General features: G+C 72.9%; 18 protein-coding genes. 10 read left to right on the forward strand and 8 right to left on the reverse strand.

Translation table 11 applies throughout. The features are described 5' to 3' along the window. The first annotated feature begins 54 nt into the window (after positions 1–54). From ABT070_RS09070 to ABT070_RS09085, 4 genes are all read left to right on the forward strand, one after another. Positions 55–621 carry a universal stress protein gene (locus ABT070_RS09070; protein WP_351756830.1) on the forward strand — a complete coding sequence of 189 codons (567 nt, stop codon included), beginning with the start codon at positions 55–57 and terminating at the stop codon, positions 619–621. Between the two features lie 149 nt (positions 622–770). Continuing rightward, positions 771–1253, forward strand: coding sequence for a MarR family winged helix-turn-helix transcriptional regulator (locus ABT070_RS09075; RefSeq protein ID WP_351756833.1), 483 nt, complete (start codon positions 771–773; stop codon positions 1251–1253). 2 nt (positions 1254–1255) lie between these two features. Then, entirely contained in the window at positions 1256–1708 is a 453-nt protein-coding gene (locus ABT070_RS09080) for a winged helix DNA-binding protein (RefSeq protein ID WP_351756836.1), read from the forward strand. Positions 1709–1773: 65 nt separating this feature from the next. Then, a complete protein-coding gene (locus ABT070_RS09085; protein ID WP_351756839.1) occupies positions 1774–2145 on the forward strand; it encodes a tetratricopeptide repeat protein in 372 nt (123 codons plus the stop codon). A 64-nt stretch (positions 2146–2209) separates the two neighbouring features. On the opposite strand, the gene ABT070_RS09090 is transcribed toward ABT070_RS09085, so the two are convergent. Further along, on the reverse strand, positions 2210–3607 hold the full coding sequence (locus tag ABT070_RS09090) for a PepSY-associated TM helix domain-containing protein (protein ID WP_351756841.1): 1398 nt from the start codon (positions 3605–3607) through the stop codon (positions 2210–2212). 160 nt (positions 3608–3767) lie between these two features. Here ABT070_RS09090 and ABT070_RS09095 point away from each other — a divergent pair, with 160 nt between their 5' ends. Continuing rightward, positions 3768–4412: a peptide deformylase gene (locus ABT070_RS09095; protein WP_351756843.1), complete on the forward strand. Its 645-nt coding sequence runs from the start codon at positions 3768–3770 to the stop codon at positions 4410–4412. A 25-nt stretch (positions 4413–4437) separates the two neighbouring features. Here the strand turns inward: ABT070_RS09095 and ABT070_RS09100 are convergent, their stop codons facing one another. Continuing rightward, positions 4438–5856 (reverse strand): dihydrolipoyl dehydrogenase family protein, encoded by a 1419-nt coding sequence (locus ABT070_RS09100; RefSeq protein ID WP_351756846.1) that lies wholly within the window; start codon positions 5854–5856, stop codon positions 4438–4440. A gap of 143 nt (positions 5857–5999) precedes the next feature. On the opposite strand from ABT070_RS09100, the gene trxA reads away from it, so the two are divergent. Continuing rightward, positions 6000–6404, forward strand: a complete 405-nt coding sequence (trxA, locus tag ABT070_RS09105) for a thioredoxin (RefSeq protein ID WP_351756848.1) — start codon at positions 6000–6002, stop codon at positions 6402–6404. A gap of 32 nt (positions 6405–6436) precedes the next feature. On the opposite strand, the gene ABT070_RS09110 is transcribed toward trxA, so the two are convergent. Genes ABT070_RS09110 through ABT070_RS09120 form a run of 3 tightly spaced genes read right to left on the reverse strand, consistent with a single transcriptional unit; the run spans position 6437 to position 10166 of the window. Then, positions 6437–7873, reverse strand: a complete 1437-nt coding sequence (locus ABT070_RS09110; protein WP_351756850.1) for an aldehyde dehydrogenase family protein — start codon at positions 7871–7873, stop codon at positions 6437–6439. 39 nt (positions 7874–7912) lie between these two features. Beyond that, complete coding sequence (locus ABT070_RS09115) at positions 7913–9091, reverse strand: 4-hydroxybenzoate 3-monooxygenase (protein ID WP_351756852.1); 1179 nt, start codon at positions 9089–9091, stop codon at positions 7913–7915. Between the two features lie 25 nt (positions 9092–9116). Beyond that, positions 9117–10166 carry a LacI family DNA-binding transcriptional regulator gene (locus ABT070_RS09120; RefSeq protein WP_351756854.1) on the reverse strand — a complete coding sequence of 350 codons (1050 nt, stop codon included), beginning with the start codon at positions 10164–10166 and terminating at the stop codon, positions 9117–9119. A gap of 116 nt (positions 10167–10282) precedes the next feature. Between ABT070_RS09120 and ABT070_RS09130 the strand changes: the two genes are divergently transcribed. Both ABT070_RS09130 and ABT070_RS09135 read left to right on the forward strand, forming a co-directional pair. Then, a complete protein-coding gene (locus ABT070_RS09130) occupies positions 10283–10954 on the forward strand; it encodes a TetR/AcrR family transcriptional regulator (RefSeq protein WP_351756856.1) in 672 nt (223 codons plus the stop codon). Then, complete coding sequence (locus tag ABT070_RS09135; protein ID WP_351756858.1) at positions 10951–12099, forward strand: FAD-dependent oxidoreductase; 1149 nt, start codon at positions 10951–10953, stop codon at positions 12097–12099. Before ABT070_RS09130 ends, ABT070_RS09135 begins: the two co-directional genes overlap by 4 nt. Here ABT070_RS09135 and ABT070_RS09140 read toward each other — a convergent pair. Next, positions 12083–12772: a TetR/AcrR family transcriptional regulator gene (locus tag ABT070_RS09140; RefSeq protein ID WP_351756860.1), complete on the reverse strand. Its 690-nt coding sequence runs from the start codon at positions 12770–12772 to the stop codon at positions 12083–12085. The genes ABT070_RS09135 and ABT070_RS09140 overlap by 17 nt on opposite strands. Before the next feature lie 118 nt (positions 12773–12890). Here ABT070_RS09140 and ABT070_RS09145 point away from each other — a divergent pair, with 118 nt between their 5' ends. Next, entirely contained in the window at positions 12891–13454 is a 564-nt protein-coding gene (locus ABT070_RS09145) for an NADPH-dependent FMN reductase (protein WP_351756863.1), read from the forward strand. A gap of 216 nt (positions 13455–13670) precedes the next feature. Here the strand turns inward: ABT070_RS09145 and ABT070_RS09150 are convergent, their stop codons facing one another. Beyond that, positions 13671–14552: an LLM class F420-dependent oxidoreductase gene (locus ABT070_RS09150; protein WP_351756866.1), complete on the reverse strand. Its 882-nt coding sequence runs from the start codon at positions 14550–14552 to the stop codon at positions 13671–13673. A 336-nt stretch (positions 14553–14888) separates the two neighbouring features. Between ABT070_RS09150 and ABT070_RS09155 the strand changes: the two genes are divergently transcribed. After that, on the forward strand, positions 14889–15836 hold the full coding sequence (locus ABT070_RS09155; RefSeq protein ID WP_351756869.1) for an FkbM family methyltransferase: 948 nt from the start codon (positions 14889–14891) through the stop codon (positions 15834–15836). On the opposite strand, the gene ABT070_RS09160 is transcribed toward ABT070_RS09155, so the two are convergent. After that, positions 15826–16833, reverse strand: coding sequence for a TerC family protein (locus ABT070_RS09160; RefSeq protein ID WP_351756872.1), 1008 nt, complete (start codon positions 16831–16833; stop codon positions 15826–15828). The two genes, ABT070_RS09155 and ABT070_RS09160, sit on opposite strands and share 11 nt — an antisense overlap. Positions 16834–16968 lie beyond the last annotated feature (135 nt).

A 16968-nucleotide genomic window follows, 5' to 3' on the forward strand; every position in this document is an offset into this window, starting at 1 on the left:
CGCAGGGTCGCCGCCCGGACGGACCGGGTCGGCGCGCGCGGAACGGAGGAACCGATGTCCGAGTCCCGCCCGTCCTCGGCCGCCCGTGTCGTCGTGGGGGTGAGCGGCTCGCCGGGGAGTCTCACCGCCCTGGGCCGGGCCGCCGCCGAGGCGCGGCGCCGGGGAGCCGAACTCTGGCCGGTGCTGGCCTGGGAGCCGCCGGGCGGGGAGCTCGCCGCCCGCAGGTCGACGTCCGCGGCCGTCCTGGTCGAGGACTGGGAGCGGCTGGCGCGTGAGCGGCTGCTCGGCGCCCTGCGCGCGGTCATCGGCGGCGACGGCCACGGGTCGCGCACCCGGGCCATCATCGCGCGCGGCGCCCCGGGTCCGGCGCTGGTCGCTACCGCCGACCGGGAGGACGACCTCCTCGTGATCGGCGCCGGACGGCGTGGCCTGCTGCACCGCGCGCTGTGGCCGTCGACCGGCCGCTACTGCCTCGCCCGCGCCGGCTGCCCGGTGCTGGCGGTGCCGCCGTCACCGCTCCAGGCCGCCCTGGCGACCGCGCGCCGCCGGAACGCGTGGGGGCTGAAGCTGGACACCGGGCACCTGGCGAGGGAGTTCGAAAGCGTGCCGCCCGACTGCTGAGGCCACGCCCGGGGGTGGTGACAGAGTCCGAGCGTCCTTTCCGGGGCAACGCGTCGACGTCCCGTCGTGCCGATGTCCCTCGTGCCGATGTCCCTCGTGCCGATCGGGTGGAGTAGCCATGGCTATAGTAGCCATGTACTGTATCGGTCATGAGCGAGCGCAAGGGTCTTGAACGGGCGACGCCGGGCTTTCTGGTGTGGCGGCTGTCGATGAAGGTGCGCGTGGCCGTGGACCGGGCGGTGGCCCCGCTCGGCCTCACCCACGCCCAGTACTCGCTGATCGCCTCACTGCACGGCATGCAGCGCGCCGGTGAACGCCCCAGCCAGCGGCGCCTCGCCGACCACACAGGACTCGAGCCGCTCTACGTCTCCAAGCTGGCGCGCTCCCTGGAGTCCGCCGGCCTGATCGAGCGCACCCGGGACCCCCGCGACCCGCGCGCCATGCAACTCGCCCTGACCGAGCGGGGACACGACGCCACACTGCGGGCGATCGAAGTGGTCCAGGGGCTGCTGGAGCGGCTGCTGGAACCGCTCGGAGGCCTGGACAGCCCGCGGACACGCGCGCTCACCGACGAACTGGCGATTCTGCTCGACGTACCGCTCGACCCCACCGACGAGAAAACGCAGGAGTGACGATGACTCGCACCGCACCGTCCGTCGACGGCCGTGTCATAGGGCTGGCGCACTACGCAGGCCGCGCCGTCCTGGAGCACGTCCTGACCCGGCACAACGCCACCTTCCAGCAGCAGGTCACCCTGCGCACCGCCGTCGCGGCGGACGGGCCGCTGGAAATCGGCACGCTCGTCGAGCGGGTGGCCCATGCGCTCAAGGCCGAGGCGGCGGACGTACGGGCCACTGTCGACACGCTGCTCACCGAGGGGCTGCTGGCTGCCGACGGCCCACTGATCCGGCCCACCGACGCCGGGCGGGAGCTGTTCGCCGCCGTCGGCGCCGAGACGGGCGAGATCTCGGCCCGCGTCTATGACGGGATCCCGGAGCGGGACCTGGCGACCGCCGGCCGCGTCCTCGCCCGTATCACAGAGCGGGCCGACGCGGAGCTGGCGGAGCTGACACGGGCGTCCCGGTAGCACGCACACCGGGTAGTGGAATATTCAATCACCGCACCCGGTTGTCGGCCTCGAAGGAGGCACGAGTGGACACGACATACGAGACGACCGACAACACCGCCTACTACGCCCACGGAACCCCGGCCGAGCGGTGGGAGCGGGCGCGGCTGTTCTTCGCCGCGAAGGAGTACACCGCCGCCGCGCGGGTGCTGGTCGGACTGGTCGAGGAGGTGCCGGAGCAGACCGGACCGCGGCTGCTGCTGGCCCGCGCCTACTACCACTCGGCCCAACTGCGCCGCGCCGAGACCGAGTTGCGACTGATCGTCGAGCGTGACCCGGTGGAGGAGTATGCCCGGCTGATGCTGGGCCGCACCCTGGAGCGACAGGGGCGGCACGCGGAGGCGGGACCGCACCTGCGGCTCGCCTCGGCGCTGGCCGGGGACTTCCCCGAGGCCTGAACCCGGACGAGGAGCGGCCCGGCGGTGACATCCACCGCCGGGCCGCTTCCGTGCGCGGGCCCGCTCAGGCGGCCGTCCGCCGCCCCCGCCGGTGCGCGATCTCGCCGAGGACGACGTCCACGACCAGGAAGCCGGCGAGCGGGATGCCGAGGAGCGGGACGAAGTAGGCGACCACGGCGACCGTCGCCATCAGCGGGACGAGGACGTACGGCGGGACCTGCGCCCAGGCGCCGCGCGGAACGGGCCGGCCGAAGGCGGAACCTCGGCCGCGCTGCCACCACATGCGGTAGCCCCACACGATCAACAGGATCAGGGAGCCCGCGAGGAGCATCAGCGCGACCTGGTTGACCAGGCCGAACAGAACGCCGGTGTGCAGGTCGATGCCCCAGCGGGTCAGCTTGGCGAGCAGCGGGTGGTCGTCGAACCGCAGCACGTCGGTGACCTCACCGGTGGCCGGGTCGATCGCCACCGCGTCCTGCTTCTCCGGCCAGCTGCGCTGCACCTGCTTGACCACGTACGCGGAGGAAGCGTCCGCGGGCGGGACGATCTCGACCGGGTCGCCCAGCCCTTCGGCCCGCGCGGCGGCCAGGATCGTGTCGAGGCCGACGCCGTGCTCGCCGTCCCCGCCCGCGCCGGAGGCCGTGTCGTGGCCGGCGTGCTCGCCGCCGCCCGCGGCCGCCGACACCGACGGGGTGGCCTGGCCGAGCGAGGTGCGCAGCACGTCGATGTTGGCGCCCGCGTACGTGGACCAGGTGAGTCCGGTCGCGGACAGGAAGATGAAGCCGACGGCGGCCCACACGCCGACGGTGCCGTGCAGACCCAGCGTGCGGCGCCGTCCGGCGGTGCCGCGGACCTTGCGCAGGGCGCGCCGCCGGGAGAACCAGAGCACCAGGCCACCGCCGGCGATCACCCACAGCCAGCTGGCGGCGAGTTCGCTGTAGAGGCGGCCGTTCTCACCGAGGTGCAGATCGCGGTGGAACTCGTCGATCCAGGTCCGCAGCGGCAGCGCGCCGGTGGAGCCGTACTGCTCCAGCGCGCCGCGCACCTCGCCCGTGTACGGGTCGACGAACACGGCGAGGGTGTGGGTGGCGTCGACGCCCTTGACGCCGGACAGCATCACCCGGGTCGTGGCGTCGTCCTCCGGCGAGGGGCGGACGGCCGAAACCGTGCCCTCGGGGTGGGCCTTGCGGGCGGCGTCCACCTGCTCGGAGATCGGCAGCTTCGCGTCGCCGGCCGGCACGGTCATCTCGTGGGAGTACACGAGCTTCTCGGCCTGGAACGCGCCGGCGTAGAGAAAGCCGGTGACGGCGGCGACCAGCAGGAACGGCGCCACGAACACGCCGGCGTAGAAGTGCAGACGGAGTATCAGCGGGCGCAGCGGGGCCCACGGACCGCGGGACTTCGGCGCGGGGGCCGCTGCTTGCGGGGCCTCGTCCGTCGGGATCGAGGGAGCGGTGGACATGGTGGGGCTTCTCCGGGGGCAGGAGGAGTGGGGCGGGGACAGCGGTCCGGGGGACGTTTTTCGGCCGTGACGCACCAGTAGTCGGCCGTGGACCGTGCCGAGTTCCCGCCATGCCGAGTGACGTGCGTCACATGGTGTGCGGTCGTGTCATGCTGGCCCGATGGCATCTCCCAGTCCCCGCGCGCCCCTTGCCGAACGGATCGAGGAACTCCTCGCTCCCGGCGGCCCGTTGCCCATCGTCACGGCCGGAGACCCGGTCCTGCGGACGGGCACACCGCGCTACGAGGGCGAGCTCGGCCCCGCACTGCTGGCCCGGTTCGTCGAGGCCCTGCGCGTCACCATGCACGCGGCGCCGGGCGTCGGCCTCGCCGCCCCGCAGGTCGGCGTGGCGCTGCGGATCGCCGTCATCGAGGACCCGGCGCCGGTGCCCGAGGAGGTGCGGCTGGCCCGCGGCCGGGTGCCCCAGCCGTTCCGGGTCCTGGTCAACCCGTCGTACGAGCCGGTCGGTTCGGCCCGCGCCGCCTTCTTCGAGGGCTGCCTGAGCGTACCGGGCTACCAGGCGGTGGTGGCCCGGCACGCCGAGGTGCGGCTCACGGGCGCGGACGAGCTCGGCCGGCCGCTGGACGAGGAGTTCGGCGGCTGGCCCGCCCGCATCGTCCAGCACGAGACGGACCACCTCGACGGTCTGCTCTATCTCGACCGGGCCGAACCGCGCTCGCTCTCGGCCAACGAGGCCGTGCTCGAGCGCTGGACGCAGCCGACGCCGGACCGGGCCGCGAGGGCGCTGGGGTTCGAACTCCCCTGAGCGGCGGGCGGGCCGGCCGGTTCGGTCAGTTGTCCCGGTAGGCCTCCAGCAGCCGCAGCCACACCTCGCTGAGCGTCGGGTAGGACGGGACCGCGTGCCACAGCCGGGCCAGCGGAACCTGGCCGGCGACCGCGATCGTCGCCGAGTGGATCAGTTCACCGACGCCCGGACCGACGAAGGTGACGCCGCGCACGATCTCCTGTTCCAGGTCGACGACCATCCGCGCGCGGCCCTTGTAGCCCTCGGCGTACAGGCCCGCGCCGGCCACCGACGACATGTCGACGTCGACGGCCCGCACCCGGTGTCCGGCCTGCTCGGCCTCGGCGAGCGAGAGGCCTACGGCGGCCGCCTCCGGGTCGGTGAAGACGACCTGGGGGACGGACTCGTGGTCGGCCGTGGCGGCGTGGGCGCTCCACGGGTCGCTCTCCGGCAGATCGGTGCCGGCCGCGCGGGCGGCGATGGCGGCGCCCGCGATCCGGGCCTGGTACTTGCCCTGGTGGGTGAGGAGCGCCCGGTGGTTGACGTCGCCCACCCCGTAGAGCCAGTCGGTGCCGGTGACGCGCAGGCTGTCGTCGACGGTGAGCCAGGAGCCGGGTGCCAGGCCGACCGTGTCCAGGCCGATGTCGTCGGTGCGCGGGGCGCGGCCGACGGCGAAGAGGATCTCGTCGGCCTCGATGCGTTCGCCGGTGTCGGTGACGACCACGACGGTGCCGTCGGCGCGGGTCACCGACGCCACCGAGGTGCCGGTGCGCACGTCCGCGCCTGCCTCGGTGAGCGCCTCGGCGACCAGTTCGCCCGCGAACGGCTCCATCCGGTCGAGCAGGCCCTTGCCCCGCACGAGGAGGGTGACCTGTGAGCCGAGGGCCTGCCAGGCGGTGGCCATCTCGGTGGCGACGACTCCCCCGCCGACCACGACGAGCCGGCCGGGCGCGGTCTGGGCGCTGGTGGCCTCCCTGCTCGTCCAGGGCTTGACCTCGGCGAGTCCGGGCAGGTCGGGCAGCGCGGCGCGGGTACCGGTGGCGACGACGACCGCGTGGCGGGCCGTGAGCACCTTGTCCCCCACCGTCACCGTGCGCGGGCCGGTCAGTCTGCCGTGGCCGCGGTAGAGGTCCGCGCCGATGCTCTTGATCCAGTCGACCTGGCCGTCGTCCGTCCAGTCGCCGGTGAACCAGTTGCGGCGGGCGAGCACCGCCGCCGTGTCCAGCGGGCCCTGCACCGCCTCGCGCAGGCCGGGCAGTCTGCGGGCGTCCGCGCGGGCGATCACCGGGCGCAGCAGGGCCTTGCTGGGCATGCAGGCCCAGTACGAGCACTCACCGCCGACCAGCTCGCTCTCCACGACCGCGGTGGTGAGGCCGGCCGCACGGGTGCGGTCGGCGACGTTCTCCCCCACGGGCCCGGCTCCGAGCACAACCACGTCGTACAGGTTGGTTTCCGTTTCCGTCATGGGCTCAGTCTGGTGGGTGGTGTGCCGGGTGGCCACACGGGTAGGGGCGCGGAATACGCGTCGGGCCGGCCGCGTTGTCGCGGACGGCTTCACCCCATGTCAGGGGATCCTGGCAGGAAGCACCGGGAAGAGGGAATCACGCCATGAGCAGCACCGTGGAGCTCACCAAGGAGAACTTCGACCAGACGGTCACCGACAACGACTTCGTGCTGATCGACTTCTGGGCGTCCTGGTGCGGCCCGTGCCGTCAGTTCGCCCCGGTCTACGACAAGGCCGCGCAGGAGAACCCGGACCTGGTGTTCGGCAAGGTGGACACCGAGGCGCAGCCGGAGCTGGCCGCGGCCTTCGGTATCCAGTCGATCCCGACGCTGATGATCGTGCGGGACCGGGTCGCCGTGTTCGCGCAGCCGGGCGCCCTGCCCGAGGCCGCCCTCACGGACGTCATCGGACAGGCGCGCAAGCTGGACATGGACGAGGTCCGCAAGTCCGTCGAGGAGGAGCAGGCCAAGGCAGGGGCCGACGACTCCCCGGCCGCCCGGGGCGAGTAGTCCCGGAGCCCCCCCCCGACGCCCGGCGATCCCTAGAAGGGGTACGGCGCGACGTCCGCGCGCACCGTCGTCCAGCGCACGTCGGTGAAGGCCTCGAGGTTGGCCTCGCCGCCGAAGCGGGCGCCGGTGCCGGAGGCGGCGACCCCGCCGAAGGGGGCGACGGCCTCGTCGTTCACCGTCTGGTCGTTGATGTGCACGATGCCGGTCGGGACGCGTTCGGCGAGTTCGAGACCGCGGGCGGCGTCGCGGGTGACGATGCCGAGCGAGAGGCCGTAGGAGCTGCGCGCGGCCAGGGCCGCCGCCTCGTCGACCGTGCCGAAGGAGCGTACGGGGGCCACCGGGCCGAAGACCTCCTCCGCGTAGGCGGGGGTGTCGTCGTCGACGCCCGCGAGGACGGTCGGCCGGTAGAAGAGGTCCTCGTGCCTGCCGCCCGCGGCGAGCTTGGCGCCGGCGGCGGTGCTGGCCTCCACCAGGCCGTGCACCTTGGTGAGTTGGCCGCCGTCGATGAGCGGGCCGAGGTGGACCTGCGCGCGGTGCGGGTCGCCGACGGCGAGGGCGTCGGCCTTCGCCGCGAGCCGCTCCACGTACTCCTCGTAGAGGGAGGCGTGCACCAGGTGGCGGCCGGTGGTCATGCAGATCTGGCCCTGGTGGAAGAAGGAACCCCAGGCCGCGGTGGAGATCACCGCGTCCAGGTCGGCGTCCTCCAGCACGATCAGGGCGGAGTTGCCGCCGAGTTCGAGGTGGGCCCGCTTGAGGTGGCGGCCGGCGGCCTCGCCGACGGCGCGGCCCGCTCCGGTGGAGCCGGTGAAGGAGATCACCGGGACGTGCGGGTCGGCGACCAGGGCCGCACCGGTCTCGGCGCCGCCCGGGAGGATGTGCAGGAGGTTCTCGGGCAGGCCCGCCTCCGCGAAGACCGCGGCCAGGGCCAGACCGCCGCACACCGCCGTCCGCGGGTCCGGCTTGAGGACGACCGCGTTGCCGAGCGCGAGGGCGGGCGCGACGGACCTGATCGACAGGATCAGCGGGGCGTTGAACGGGGAGATCACGCCCACCACGCCGACGGGCACCCGCCGGGTGTACGACAGCCGGGGCGCCTCGCTGGGCAGGACCTGTCCGGCCGGGCGCGAGGCGAGCGCGGCGGCCTCGTAGCACTCCTGGGCGGCGACGTGCAGCTCGAAGTCGGCCTTGCCGGGGATGGAGCCGGACTCGCGGACGATCCACTCGCGCAGTTCGTCGGCGTGCGCGGTGAACAGGTCGCCGGCCTTGCGCAGCACTCCGGCGCGCACGAAGTGCGGCAGGCGGGCCCACTCGGCCTGCGCGGCGCGGGCGGCCTCGGCGGCGGGGCCGACGTCCGCGGCGCCCGCCAGGTCGACGGTGCCCAGCGGGTCGCCGGTGGCGGGCTCGGTGACGGTGTACCGGGGGCCCGACAAGGTGCGGGACTGCCAGTTCTTGGGGTCGAGCAGCGGCATGAAGGCTCTCCGATCGGTGACCCGCGGGACTCGCGGCTCTCACAAGGTGAGGGGAAGTCCCGTGTAGTTGGCCGCCAGTTCGGCGGCGGCGTGGCGGGATGCGGTGATCCGGCGCAGCCGGGCGAGCTGCATCCGATGGTCGAACGCATCTCCATCTGGTTGAGCGTGCAACATCTTAGTCATGTCGTCGGAAAAGCGGGTCGCCTGCCACACACGTCGCAGACAAAGTTCCGAGTACCCGTCCAGCAGCCGCGTGGACCCGGTGGCGCGCAGTTCGGCGAAGGCCCGCGCGAGCAGCCGTACGTCCGAGACCGCGAGGTTGAGCCCCTTGGCGCCGGTCGGCGGGACGATGTGGGCGGCGTCCCCGGCGAGCAGGAGCCTGCCGTGCCGCATCGGCTCGTGGACGAGGCCGCGCATCGGCGTCACGGACTTGGAGGTGATCGGGCCGCGGCGCAGCGTCCAGTCGGCGTCGACGGCGAAGCGGGCGGCGAGTTCGTCCCAGATCCGGTCGTCGGGCCACTCCTGCACATCGGTGCCGTTGGGGACCTGCAGGTAGAGCCGGGAGACCCGCGGCGAACGCATGCTGTGCAGGGCGAAGCCGCGTTCGTGGCGTGCGTAGATCAACTCCTCGCAGGAGGGCGGCACTTCGGCGAGGACGCCGAGCCAGGAGTACGGGTAGTCGTGCGCGTACGTCCGTCCCGCGTCGGCCGGGAAGGCGTCGCGGGCGACGCCGTGCGAGCCGTCGCAGCCGACGACCCAGTCGCAGGTCAGGGTCCGTTCGCGGCCCCCGTGCCGGAACCGTACGACGGGCGACCCGCTCAGCGGCTTCTCCACGGCGAGCGCCACCGCCTCGAACAACAGGGGCGGCCCGTCGGCGAGTTGGAGGGCCACGAGGTCCTTCACGATCTCCGTCTGGGCGTAGATCGTGACCGTGCGGCCACCGGTGAGGACCGGGAAGTCGAGCCGGTGGCGCTCACGGTCGAAGCGCAGCTCGATGCCGTGGTGCACCAGGCCCTCGGTGTCGAGCCGGTCGGCGGCGTCCGCCGCCCGCAGGGCGTCGACCGTGCCCTGCTCCAGCATTCCGGCACGCTGGCGCCGCTCCACGTACTGCCTCGTCCTGCTCTCCAGGACCACACAGTCGACGCCCGCGCGGTGCAGCAGCCGGGCGAGGAGCAGCCCCGCGGGGCCGCCGCCGATGATGCCGACCGTCGCACGCATGACACGCCTCCCCTGCGACCGTAGTTCAGCTGGAGTCGCGCTGCACCACGGTGGCTCCGAACGGTTCCTGCGACTCGGGGGCGGCCGCGGGGCTGCGCACCGCCCGGTCGACCAGCGAGGCGAGGTCGCGGCCGGCGGGCAGCGCGATCCGGACGGTACTGAGGCGGGGCCGCAGCAGCCGTCCGAGCATCAGGTCGTCGGCGCCGATGACGGCGACGTCCTCGGGGACGCGTACGCCCGCGCCCTGGAGGGCGCGCATCAGCAGCATGGCGTACTCGTCGTTGTAGGCGAAGACGGCGTCGAGACCGAGGGCGGGCCAGCGGGCGGCGAGGGCCGCCGCGGACTCCTCCGTGTAGGCCAGGGACAGCTCCGTGACGGTGGCGTCCGTGCCGTGCAGCGCCTCGCGGGAGCCGGCCAGACGGGGCGCTGAGAAGATCTCCATGCCGCGCTCGGCCGGGACGACCACCCCGATCCGGCGGCGGCCACGGGCGTAGAGGTGCGCGGCGGCGCTGCGGCCGACGTCGGCGTGGTCCAGGAGCAGCGCGCGGGCGCCCTCGACCGCCTCGGGACCGAGGGTCACCACGGCCCGGGCGCCGGACCTCTTCAGCACGGCGACCCCCTCGGGGCCGATCCCGGGGCTGGGCACCAGCACGGCGACGGGCCGCAGTTCGGCCCAGGCCCGGGCGGCGTCGTCACCGCCCAGACCGGTCGCGCCGTACTGGACGACGGTGTAGTCGAGGCGGCTGAGCGCCCCCTGGAAGTCGTGCACGAACTGGGAGTAGAGGGGGCCCGCCGGGACGGGCAGCGTGGGCATCAGGACCATGCGGCTGTGCCCGGCCCGCAGGGTACGGGCGGCCGCGTGCGGCACGTACCCGAGTTCCTTGGCGGCCTCGTGCACGCGGCGCCGGGTGGGCTCGCTGATACGTACGGCGCTGGCGTTGTTCAGGACGTAGGAGACGGTCGCGCGCGAGACGCCGGCCAGGCGGGCCACGTCGGCGCTCGTGGGCACGGGCCGTGGCACCGGCGACTTCGTCGGCGCGGGCGTGTTCGGTATCTGCACCATGACGTACGGCATCTTGGCAGAAGCTGTGAACGGGCCTCCGGGCGGGGGACGCCGAAATCCGATGAACCGTCAACGAACATGTTTGTGACGTACTTGTTCGCAACGAACATGTTCGCTACCGTGGAGACATGACAGCACGCCCCGACACCCCGCGCAGTCGCCGTGAGCGCCCCGCCAAGCCAGCCCTGACCAGGGAGGGCATCGTGGCCGCCGCCCTCGCGGTGCTGCGCGCCGAAGGCCTGCGGAAACTGACCATGCGGCGGCTGGCCGAGGAGCTCGACACCGGACCGGCCTCCCTGTACGTGTACGTCCGCAACACGGCAGAGCTGCACGCGGCCGTGCTCGACGAACTGCTCGGCACGGTCGGACCGGCCCCGGCCGAGGGGAACTGGCGCGAGCGGCTGGAAGGAGTACTCACCTCCTACACCGCGATGCTCTTCACCTACCCGGACCTCGCCCGATCCGCGCTCACCGCCCGGCCCAGCGGCCCGCACTACCTCAACCTGATCGAGGCCCTGCTGGCCCTGCTCGACGAGGGCGGCGTGCCGCCCGCGCAGGCCGCGTGGGGCGTGGACCTGCTGCTCCAGCACGCCACCGCGACAGCCGCCGAACACACGGCCGAGGCCTCCGAGGAGGACTGGGACGCCCTGCGGCACGCGGTGCACGAGGCGTCGGAGCGGACCCACCCGCACATCGCCGGGCTCACCGGGCCACTGCTCTCGGGGCCGCCCGGAGCCCGCCTCTCCTGGGGGTTCCAGGCACTGATCGGCGGCATCGAGCGGACCGCCGTACCCGAATGACGACCACAGGAGGAACCGTGCACCACCCCGTAGCGATCATCGGCGCCGGACTCGGCGGCCTCACCCTCGCCCGCGTACTGCACGTGCGCGGCGTCGAGGCGGCCGTCTTCGACCTGGACGCCTCACCCACCGCCCGCACCCAGGGCGGCATGCTCGACATCCACCAGGACTCCGGCCAGGAGGCGCTGCGCGCCGCCGGACTGCACGAGGAGTTCCGGACGCTGGTCATGCCCGGCGGCCAGGCCACCCGGGTCCTCGACAAGGACGCGGTGGTCCGCTTCGAAGGGGCCGACGACGGGACCGGCGAGCGCCCCGAGGTCGACCGCGGCGCCCTGCGCGACCTGCTGCTGCGCTCGACTCCCGAGGGAACGGTCCGCTGGGGCCGGAAGGTCACCGGCGCGCGTGCGCTGGGCGACGGGCGGCACGAGGTGCGGCTCGAGGACGGCTCCGCCTTCACCACGGACCTGCTGGTCGGCGCCGACGGCGCCTGGTCGCGGATCCGCCCGCTGGTCTCCGACGCCCGGCCCGCCTACACGGGCGTGTCGTTCGTCGAGACGGACCTGCTCGAGGCGGACGTACGCCATCCGGTGAGCGCCGGGGTGGTCGGCGACGGGTTCCTCTTCGCGCTCGGCGCCGGCAAGGGTTTCCTCGCCCACCGCGAGCCCGACGGCAGCCTGCACGTCTACACCGCCCTGCGGGTCACCGAGGACTGGGCGGACGGTGTCGACTTCGGCGCCGCCGAGGCGGCCAGGGCTCACGTGCTGGAACACTTCACGGACTGGGACAAGAGCCTGCGCGCACTGGTCGCGGACGCCGACGGACCGCTGGTGCCGCGCCTGGTCCACGCCCTGCCGGTCGGCCACCGCTGGGACCGCGTCCCCGGTGTCACCCTGCTCGGTGACGCCGCCCACCTGATGTCGCCGTTCGCGGGCGAGGGCGCCAACCTCGCGATGCTGGACGGCGCCGAACTGGGCCTGGCCCTGGCCGCCCACCCGGGCGAGCGCGAGGCCGCGCTGGCCGCCTACGAGGAGAAGCTGTTCCCGCGCAGCGCGGCGGCCGCGGCCGACTCCGCCCGCAGCGGCGTGACGCTGTTCGCCGAGGACGCCCCGCAGGCCGTCGTCGACCTCTTCACCGGGCAGCCCTGACCGGTGCCGGCGTCCCGCCCGGAACACCGCTCGTCACCCGGTCGACCAGTTCGCTCCAGCCGGCCTCCAGGCGCGCCGCCGGCATGCCGCACTGCCGGGTGAGGTGGTGGACGAGGACGGGGCTGAGGTACCCCATCAGCGTGTGGGCCAGCAGCTCGACGTCCGCGTCGGGCAGGGCCTGGCGCAGCAGCAGGACGAGGTGGCTGTGATGGACCCGGCGCGGGGGCACGGAGTACCGGCGGTCCGGTCCGGGCTCGGCCGCCAGCTGGAGGTCCAGTTCGTCCACGGCCCGCCTGAGCATGGCGACGCCGAACGCCCGCAGTCGCTCCACGGGCCCCGCGCCCGGGCCCAGCGGCGGGGGACCGCTCAGGAACGCGGCCTGGAAGTTCCGCTCCGAGTGGTCCAGGAGCGCGGTCAGCAGCCCGGTGCGGTCGCCGAAGCGCCGGAACACCGTGCCCTTGCCCACGTTCGCCGCGCTCGCCACCGCCTCCATCGTGACCCCGGCCGCGCCGTGCTCGGCGATCAGCCGGGCGGCGGCGTCCAGCAGCCTGGCGCGGTTGCGGGCCGCGTCGGCACGCAGGCACGGCTCGTCGACGGCCGGCCCCAGATGCAGCAGCTCGGGCTCGGTCAGGCTCTCCTCGGGCTCCGGACAGGGAGGCAGAACAGCGGACATGAACTCAGCGTAAAGCATGGGGAATGAAACTGGACCGCGGTCCGGTTAGGATGCTAGAACATTAAACGGACCTCGGTCCGGATTCGTAACAGCAATGTTTCAGCCTCTGGGAGTACCCATGTCTGTCCGCATCCTCGCGCTCGTCGGCAGCCTTCGCGCCGGTTCGACCAACCGCCAGCTCGCCGAGGCGGCCGTCAAGGTCGCTCCCGAGGGCGCCACCGTCGACCTCTTCGAGGGCCTGGCCGAGATCCCCTTCTACAACGAGGACCTCGACGTCGAGGGCAACGTGCCCGCCGCCGCCGCCAAGCTGCGTGCGGCCGCCCAGGCCGCCGACGCCTTCCTGCTCTTCTCCCCCGAGTACAACGGCACCATCCCGGCCGTCCTGAAGAACGCCATCGACTGGCTGTCCCGCCCGTACGGCGCCGGCGCCTTCGGCGGCAAGCCCGTCGCCGTGGTCGGCACCGCGTTCGGCCAGTTCGGCGGCGTGTGGGCGCAGGACGAGGCCCGCAAGGCCGTGGGCATCGCCGGCGGCAAGGTCATCGAGGACCTCAAGCTCTCCATCCCGGGCTCGCTGACCCGCTTCGCCGAGACCCACCCGGTGGACGACGCCGAGGTCGCCGCCCAGCTGACCGAGGTCGTGGCCCGTCTGCACGGCCACGCGGGCGAGGTCGCCGCCGCCTGACCGCCTTGACCGCCTGACTGCCCGGACCGCCTGACCGGCGGTACGGCAGAACGGCGAGACAGCACGACATGGGGGTCGAAGGGGTCCGGAGCGCTTTCCGGACCCCTTTCGTCGTACGCGCCCCCGGCGTGCGCGGCGTACACGCCCCCGGCGCGCGAGACCCGGACGGGCGCGACCCGGGCCTGCCCGGCCCCGGCTCCGGTCAGTCCAGCTCGGTCAGTCCAGCTCGGCCAGCCGCAGCACGGCGGGTGCCACGAAACGCTCGATCCAGCCGGCCGTCTCCGCCAGGCGCGGCGCGAGGATCACCGTGTCGATGCCGAGCTTGGTGTAACCGGTGAGGTCGCGCAGGACGCCGTCCAGGTCGCCGTCGGTCACGGCGTCGCCGGAGTAGGTGATCGTCTTCAGGACGGTGTCGTAGTCGCGCCGCTCCGCCTCGCAGTGCCCGCGCAGGACGTCCAGCTTGTGCCGGACCTCCTCGGGGGTCGAGGCGAAGAGGTTGCAGGCGTCCGCGTACCGGGCCACCAGCCGCAGCGTCTTTCGCTCGCCTCCGCCGCCGATCAGGATCTCCGGGCGCGGGGAGCTGACCGGGGCCGGCACGCACAGGGTCTCGGCCAGCCGGTAGTGCTCGCCCTCGAACGGCCCGTTGTCGTCCGGGTCCCACATCTGCAGGCAGATCCGCAGAGCCTCCTCCAGCCGCTCGAACCGCTCCGACGTCGACGGGTACGGCACGCCCAGCCCCTCGTGCTCACGGTCGTACCAGGCGGCCCCGATGCCCAGCGAGGCCCGTCCGCCGGACAGCACGTCGAGCGTGGTCGCGATCTTGGCGAGCAGTCCGGGGTGCCGGTAGGTGACGCCGGTGACCAGGGCGCCGAGCCGGACCGTGGAGGTGTGGGCCGCCAGGTACGCCAGCGTCGCGTAGGCCTCCAGCATCGGGGCCTCGGCGCCGCCGTTGAACTCCATCTGGAAGTAGTGGTCCATCACCGACAGCCGGCTCACCCCGGCCGCCTCCGCGGCGGCGCCGGCCGCGGCGAGCTCGGCGCCCTGCGCGGACGCGCCCCCCGCGCCGCCGAACTGGTTGATGTGCACGCCCACACGCATGTCCGTCTCCGATCGTCCGGTCGTTCGATCCCGCGGTTCTGCGGTTCTGCGGTCCCACAGGTCTGCGGTCTCGCGGGTTCGTGCTCCTGTGCTCCTGCGGCCCCGCGGGTTCGCGCTCCTGCGCTCCTGCGCGCCTGGGCGCCTGCGGTCCCGCGGGTTCGCGGTCCTGCGATCCTTCTCGCCGCTCATCGGCCCCGGTGACGCTAGACCCTGGAGCGCTCTCGAAGTCAAGGGACGGCGGCCGGACCCCGGCCCGTGTCTTCGTCAGGTCATCCGATCGGCGAATGTCGTTCAACTCGCGGACCGCCGCCCGTCGCGTCTGATAGGGCTGGGCAGATGCAGACCCTCTTTCGACGACTGCTCGGCCTGATGCCCCGTATCGGGGTCCAGGTGACCGACCTCGGTCCGGGGACGGCGGTGGTCTCGCGGCGCGGCGGGCCGTACCGGGTGACCGGCGCGGACAAGGACACCTGGGTGCTGCGGCGGACCCGGGACGGCGCGCGGTCCGGGTTCGCCGAGGGCGGCGCCGTGCGACTCGGCGACACCGGCGCGCTGCTCCTGATGGAGAACCCGGGCGGACAGGACGAGCGCAGACTCCAGCTGGCGGCCGCCGAGTACCTCTGCACCCAGCACGTGGTCGCGATGCTGGAGCTCTACGGCGTGAACTGCGTCTTCGACGTCGGAGCCAACAACGGCCAGTACGCCAAGCGGCTGCGCGGCCTCGGCTACACCGGCCGGATCGTGTCCTTCGAGCCCACCTCGGAGACGTTCGCCCGGCTCGAGAAGGCCGCGGCGGACGACCCCGACTGGCAGGTGCACCGGTGCGGACTGGGCCGCGAGGAGACGACGGCCGAGATCCACGTCGGCTGGAAGACGATGAACTCCCTGCTGCCGGCCAGCGACTACGGCAAGGGCCGCTACAGCAGGTTCACGAAGGCCGACACCGAGGAGATCCGCGTCCGCCGGCTGGACGAGGTCATGGCCGAGGCGCTGGACGGCCTCGCCGAGCCGCGCCCCTACCTGAAGATGGACACCCAGGGCTACGACCTCGAGGTGTTCGCCGGCGCCGGGGAGCGGATCGCCGATTTCGTCGGGATGCAGTCCGAGGTCGCGGTGCTGAAGCTGTACGAGGGCAGTCCCGGCATGGGTGAGGCCGTCGCGGTGTACGAGGCCGCCGGGTTCGGCATCACCGGCATGTACCCCGTGACGCGCGAGGCGACCACGGGACGGGTGATCGAGTTCGACTGCGTGCTGATGCGCGCGGACGCGGCGCCTACACCGTAGAGCCGTCCCGCTCCGCCGCCTCCCGCCCTTCCTGCCCTTCCCGTCGCTCGAGGCGCTCCTGCCGCGCGGAGGCCCGCAGGCTGGTGAGGGTCGTGACCGCGAGGACGAGCACGATGAACCCGAGCGAGAAGGGGATGCCGATCTCGGGCACGTGCACCCCGGACTCGTGCAGCGCGTGCAGCACCAGCTTGACGCCGATGAAACCGAGGATGATCGACAGTCCGTAGCTGAGGTGGACCAGCTTCTTCAGCAGTCCGCCGATGAGGAAGTAGAGCTGTCGCAGACCCATCAGCGCGAAGGCGTTGGCCGTGAACACGATGTACGGGTCCTCGGTCAGCCCGTAGATGGCGGGGATCGAGTCGAGCGCGAACAGCACGTCGGTGGAGCCGATCGCGAGCATCACGACGAGCATCGGGGTCATGACCCGCTTGCCGTTCTGCTCGATCCACAGCTTCGTGCCGTGATAGCGGTCGGCCACGCCGAACCGCTTCTCCACGGCCTTCAGCAGCTTGTTCTCCTCGAACTCCTCCTCGTGTCCGCCCTTCCTGGCGTCCTGGACCAGCTTCCACGCCGTCCAGATCAGGAAGGCTCCGAAGAGGTAGAACACCCAGGAGAACGTCGAGATGATCGCCGCGCCCGCGGCGATGAACAGCGCGCGCAGCACGAGGGCCACCAGCACGCCCACCATCAGCACCCGTTGCTGGTACTGCGAGGGCACCGCGAACTTGCCCATGATCAGGACGAACACGAAGAGGTTGTCGACGCTCAGCGACTTCTCGGTGATGTAGCCCGCGAAGAACTCCCCCGTCGGCCCGCCGCCGCCGAAGAGGAACACGCCGAGGCCGAACAGACAGGCCAGGACGACCCAGACGACCGTCCAGGTCCCGGCCTCGCGAACCGAGACGTCGTGCGGTTTGCGGCCGATGAAGAAGTCGGCGGCGACGAGCGCGCACAGCGCCGCGACGGTCAGCAGCCAGACGGAGAGCGAGACGTTCACTGGCGGTCACTCCTGGTACCTGCGTGGGGGTGAAAATCATTGTCGACCTTCGCTCGTCCGTTCCACCCCGCACAGGTGAACAGAAGGTCATGTCCTGGCAAGCCGCGGAGCAGGAGCACGGCCGTCACCCGCCGA

It is taken from the genome of Streptomyces sp. NPDC002884 (genome assembly GCF_040295245.1).
Taxonomy (GTDB): domain Bacteria; phylum Actinomycetota; class Actinomycetes; order Streptomycetales; family Streptomycetaceae; genus Streptomyces.

What these genes read in the sequence shown, in the direction of transcription:
- ABT070_RS09070 (WP_351756830.1), top strand. Translation starts at nt 55, where the DNA reads ATGTCCGAGTCCCGCCCGTCCTCGGCCGCCCGTGTCGTCGTGGGGGTG.
- ABT070_RS09075 (WP_351756833.1), top strand. Translation starts at nt 771, where the DNA reads ATGAGCGAGCGCAAGGGTCTTGAACGGGCGACGCCGGGCTTTCTGGTG.
- ABT070_RS09080 (WP_351756836.1), top strand. Translation starts at nt 1,256, where the DNA reads ATGACTCGCACCGCACCGTCCGTCGACGGCCGTGTCATAGGGCTGGCG.
- ABT070_RS09090 (WP_351756841.1), bottom strand. Translation starts at nt 3,607, where the DNA reads ATGTCCACCGCTCCCTCGATCCCGACGGACGAGGCCCCGCAAGCAGCG.
- ABT070_RS09095 (WP_351756843.1), top strand. Translation starts at nt 3,768, where the DNA reads ATGGCATCTCCCAGTCCCCGCGCGCCCCTTGCCGAACGGATCGAGGAA.
- ABT070_RS09100 (WP_351756846.1), bottom strand. Translation starts at nt 5,856, where the DNA reads ATGACGGAAACGGAAACCAACCTGTACGACGTGGTTGTGCTCGGAGCC.
- trxA (WP_351756848.1), top strand. Translation starts at nt 6,000, where the DNA reads ATGAGCAGCACCGTGGAGCTCACCAAGGAGAACTTCGACCAGACGGTC.
- ABT070_RS09110 (WP_351756850.1), bottom strand. Translation starts at nt 7,873, where the DNA reads ATGCCGCTGCTCGACCCCAAGAACTGGCAGTCCCGCACCTTGTCGGGC.
- ABT070_RS09115 (WP_351756852.1), bottom strand. Translation starts at nt 9,091, where the DNA reads ATGCGTGCGACGGTCGGCATCATCGGCGGCGGCCCCGCGGGGCTGCTC.
- ABT070_RS09120 (WP_351756854.1), bottom strand. Translation starts at nt 10,166, where the DNA reads ATGCCGTACGTCATGGTGCAGATACCGAACACGCCCGCGCCGACGAAG.
- ABT070_RS09130 (WP_351756856.1), top strand. Translation starts at nt 10,283, where the DNA reads ATGACAGCACGCCCCGACACCCCGCGCAGTCGCCGTGAGCGCCCCGCC.
- ABT070_RS09135 (WP_351756858.1), top strand. Translation starts at nt 10,951, where the DNA reads ATGACGACCACAGGAGGAACCGTGCACCACCCCGTAGCGATCATCGGC.
- ABT070_RS09140 (WP_351756860.1), bottom strand. Translation starts at nt 12,772, where the DNA reads ATGTCCGCTGTTCTGCCTCCCTGTCCGGAGCCCGAGGAGAGCCTGACC.
- ABT070_RS09145 (WP_351756863.1), top strand. Translation starts at nt 12,891, where the DNA reads ATGTCTGTCCGCATCCTCGCGCTCGTCGGCAGCCTTCGCGCCGGTTCG.
- ABT070_RS09150 (WP_351756866.1), bottom strand. Translation starts at nt 14,552, where the DNA reads ATGCGTGTGGGCGTGCACATCAACCAGTTCGGCGGCGCGGGGGGCGCG.
- ABT070_RS09155 (WP_351756869.1), top strand. Translation starts at nt 14,889, where the DNA reads ATGCAGACCCTCTTTCGACGACTGCTCGGCCTGATGCCCCGTATCGGG.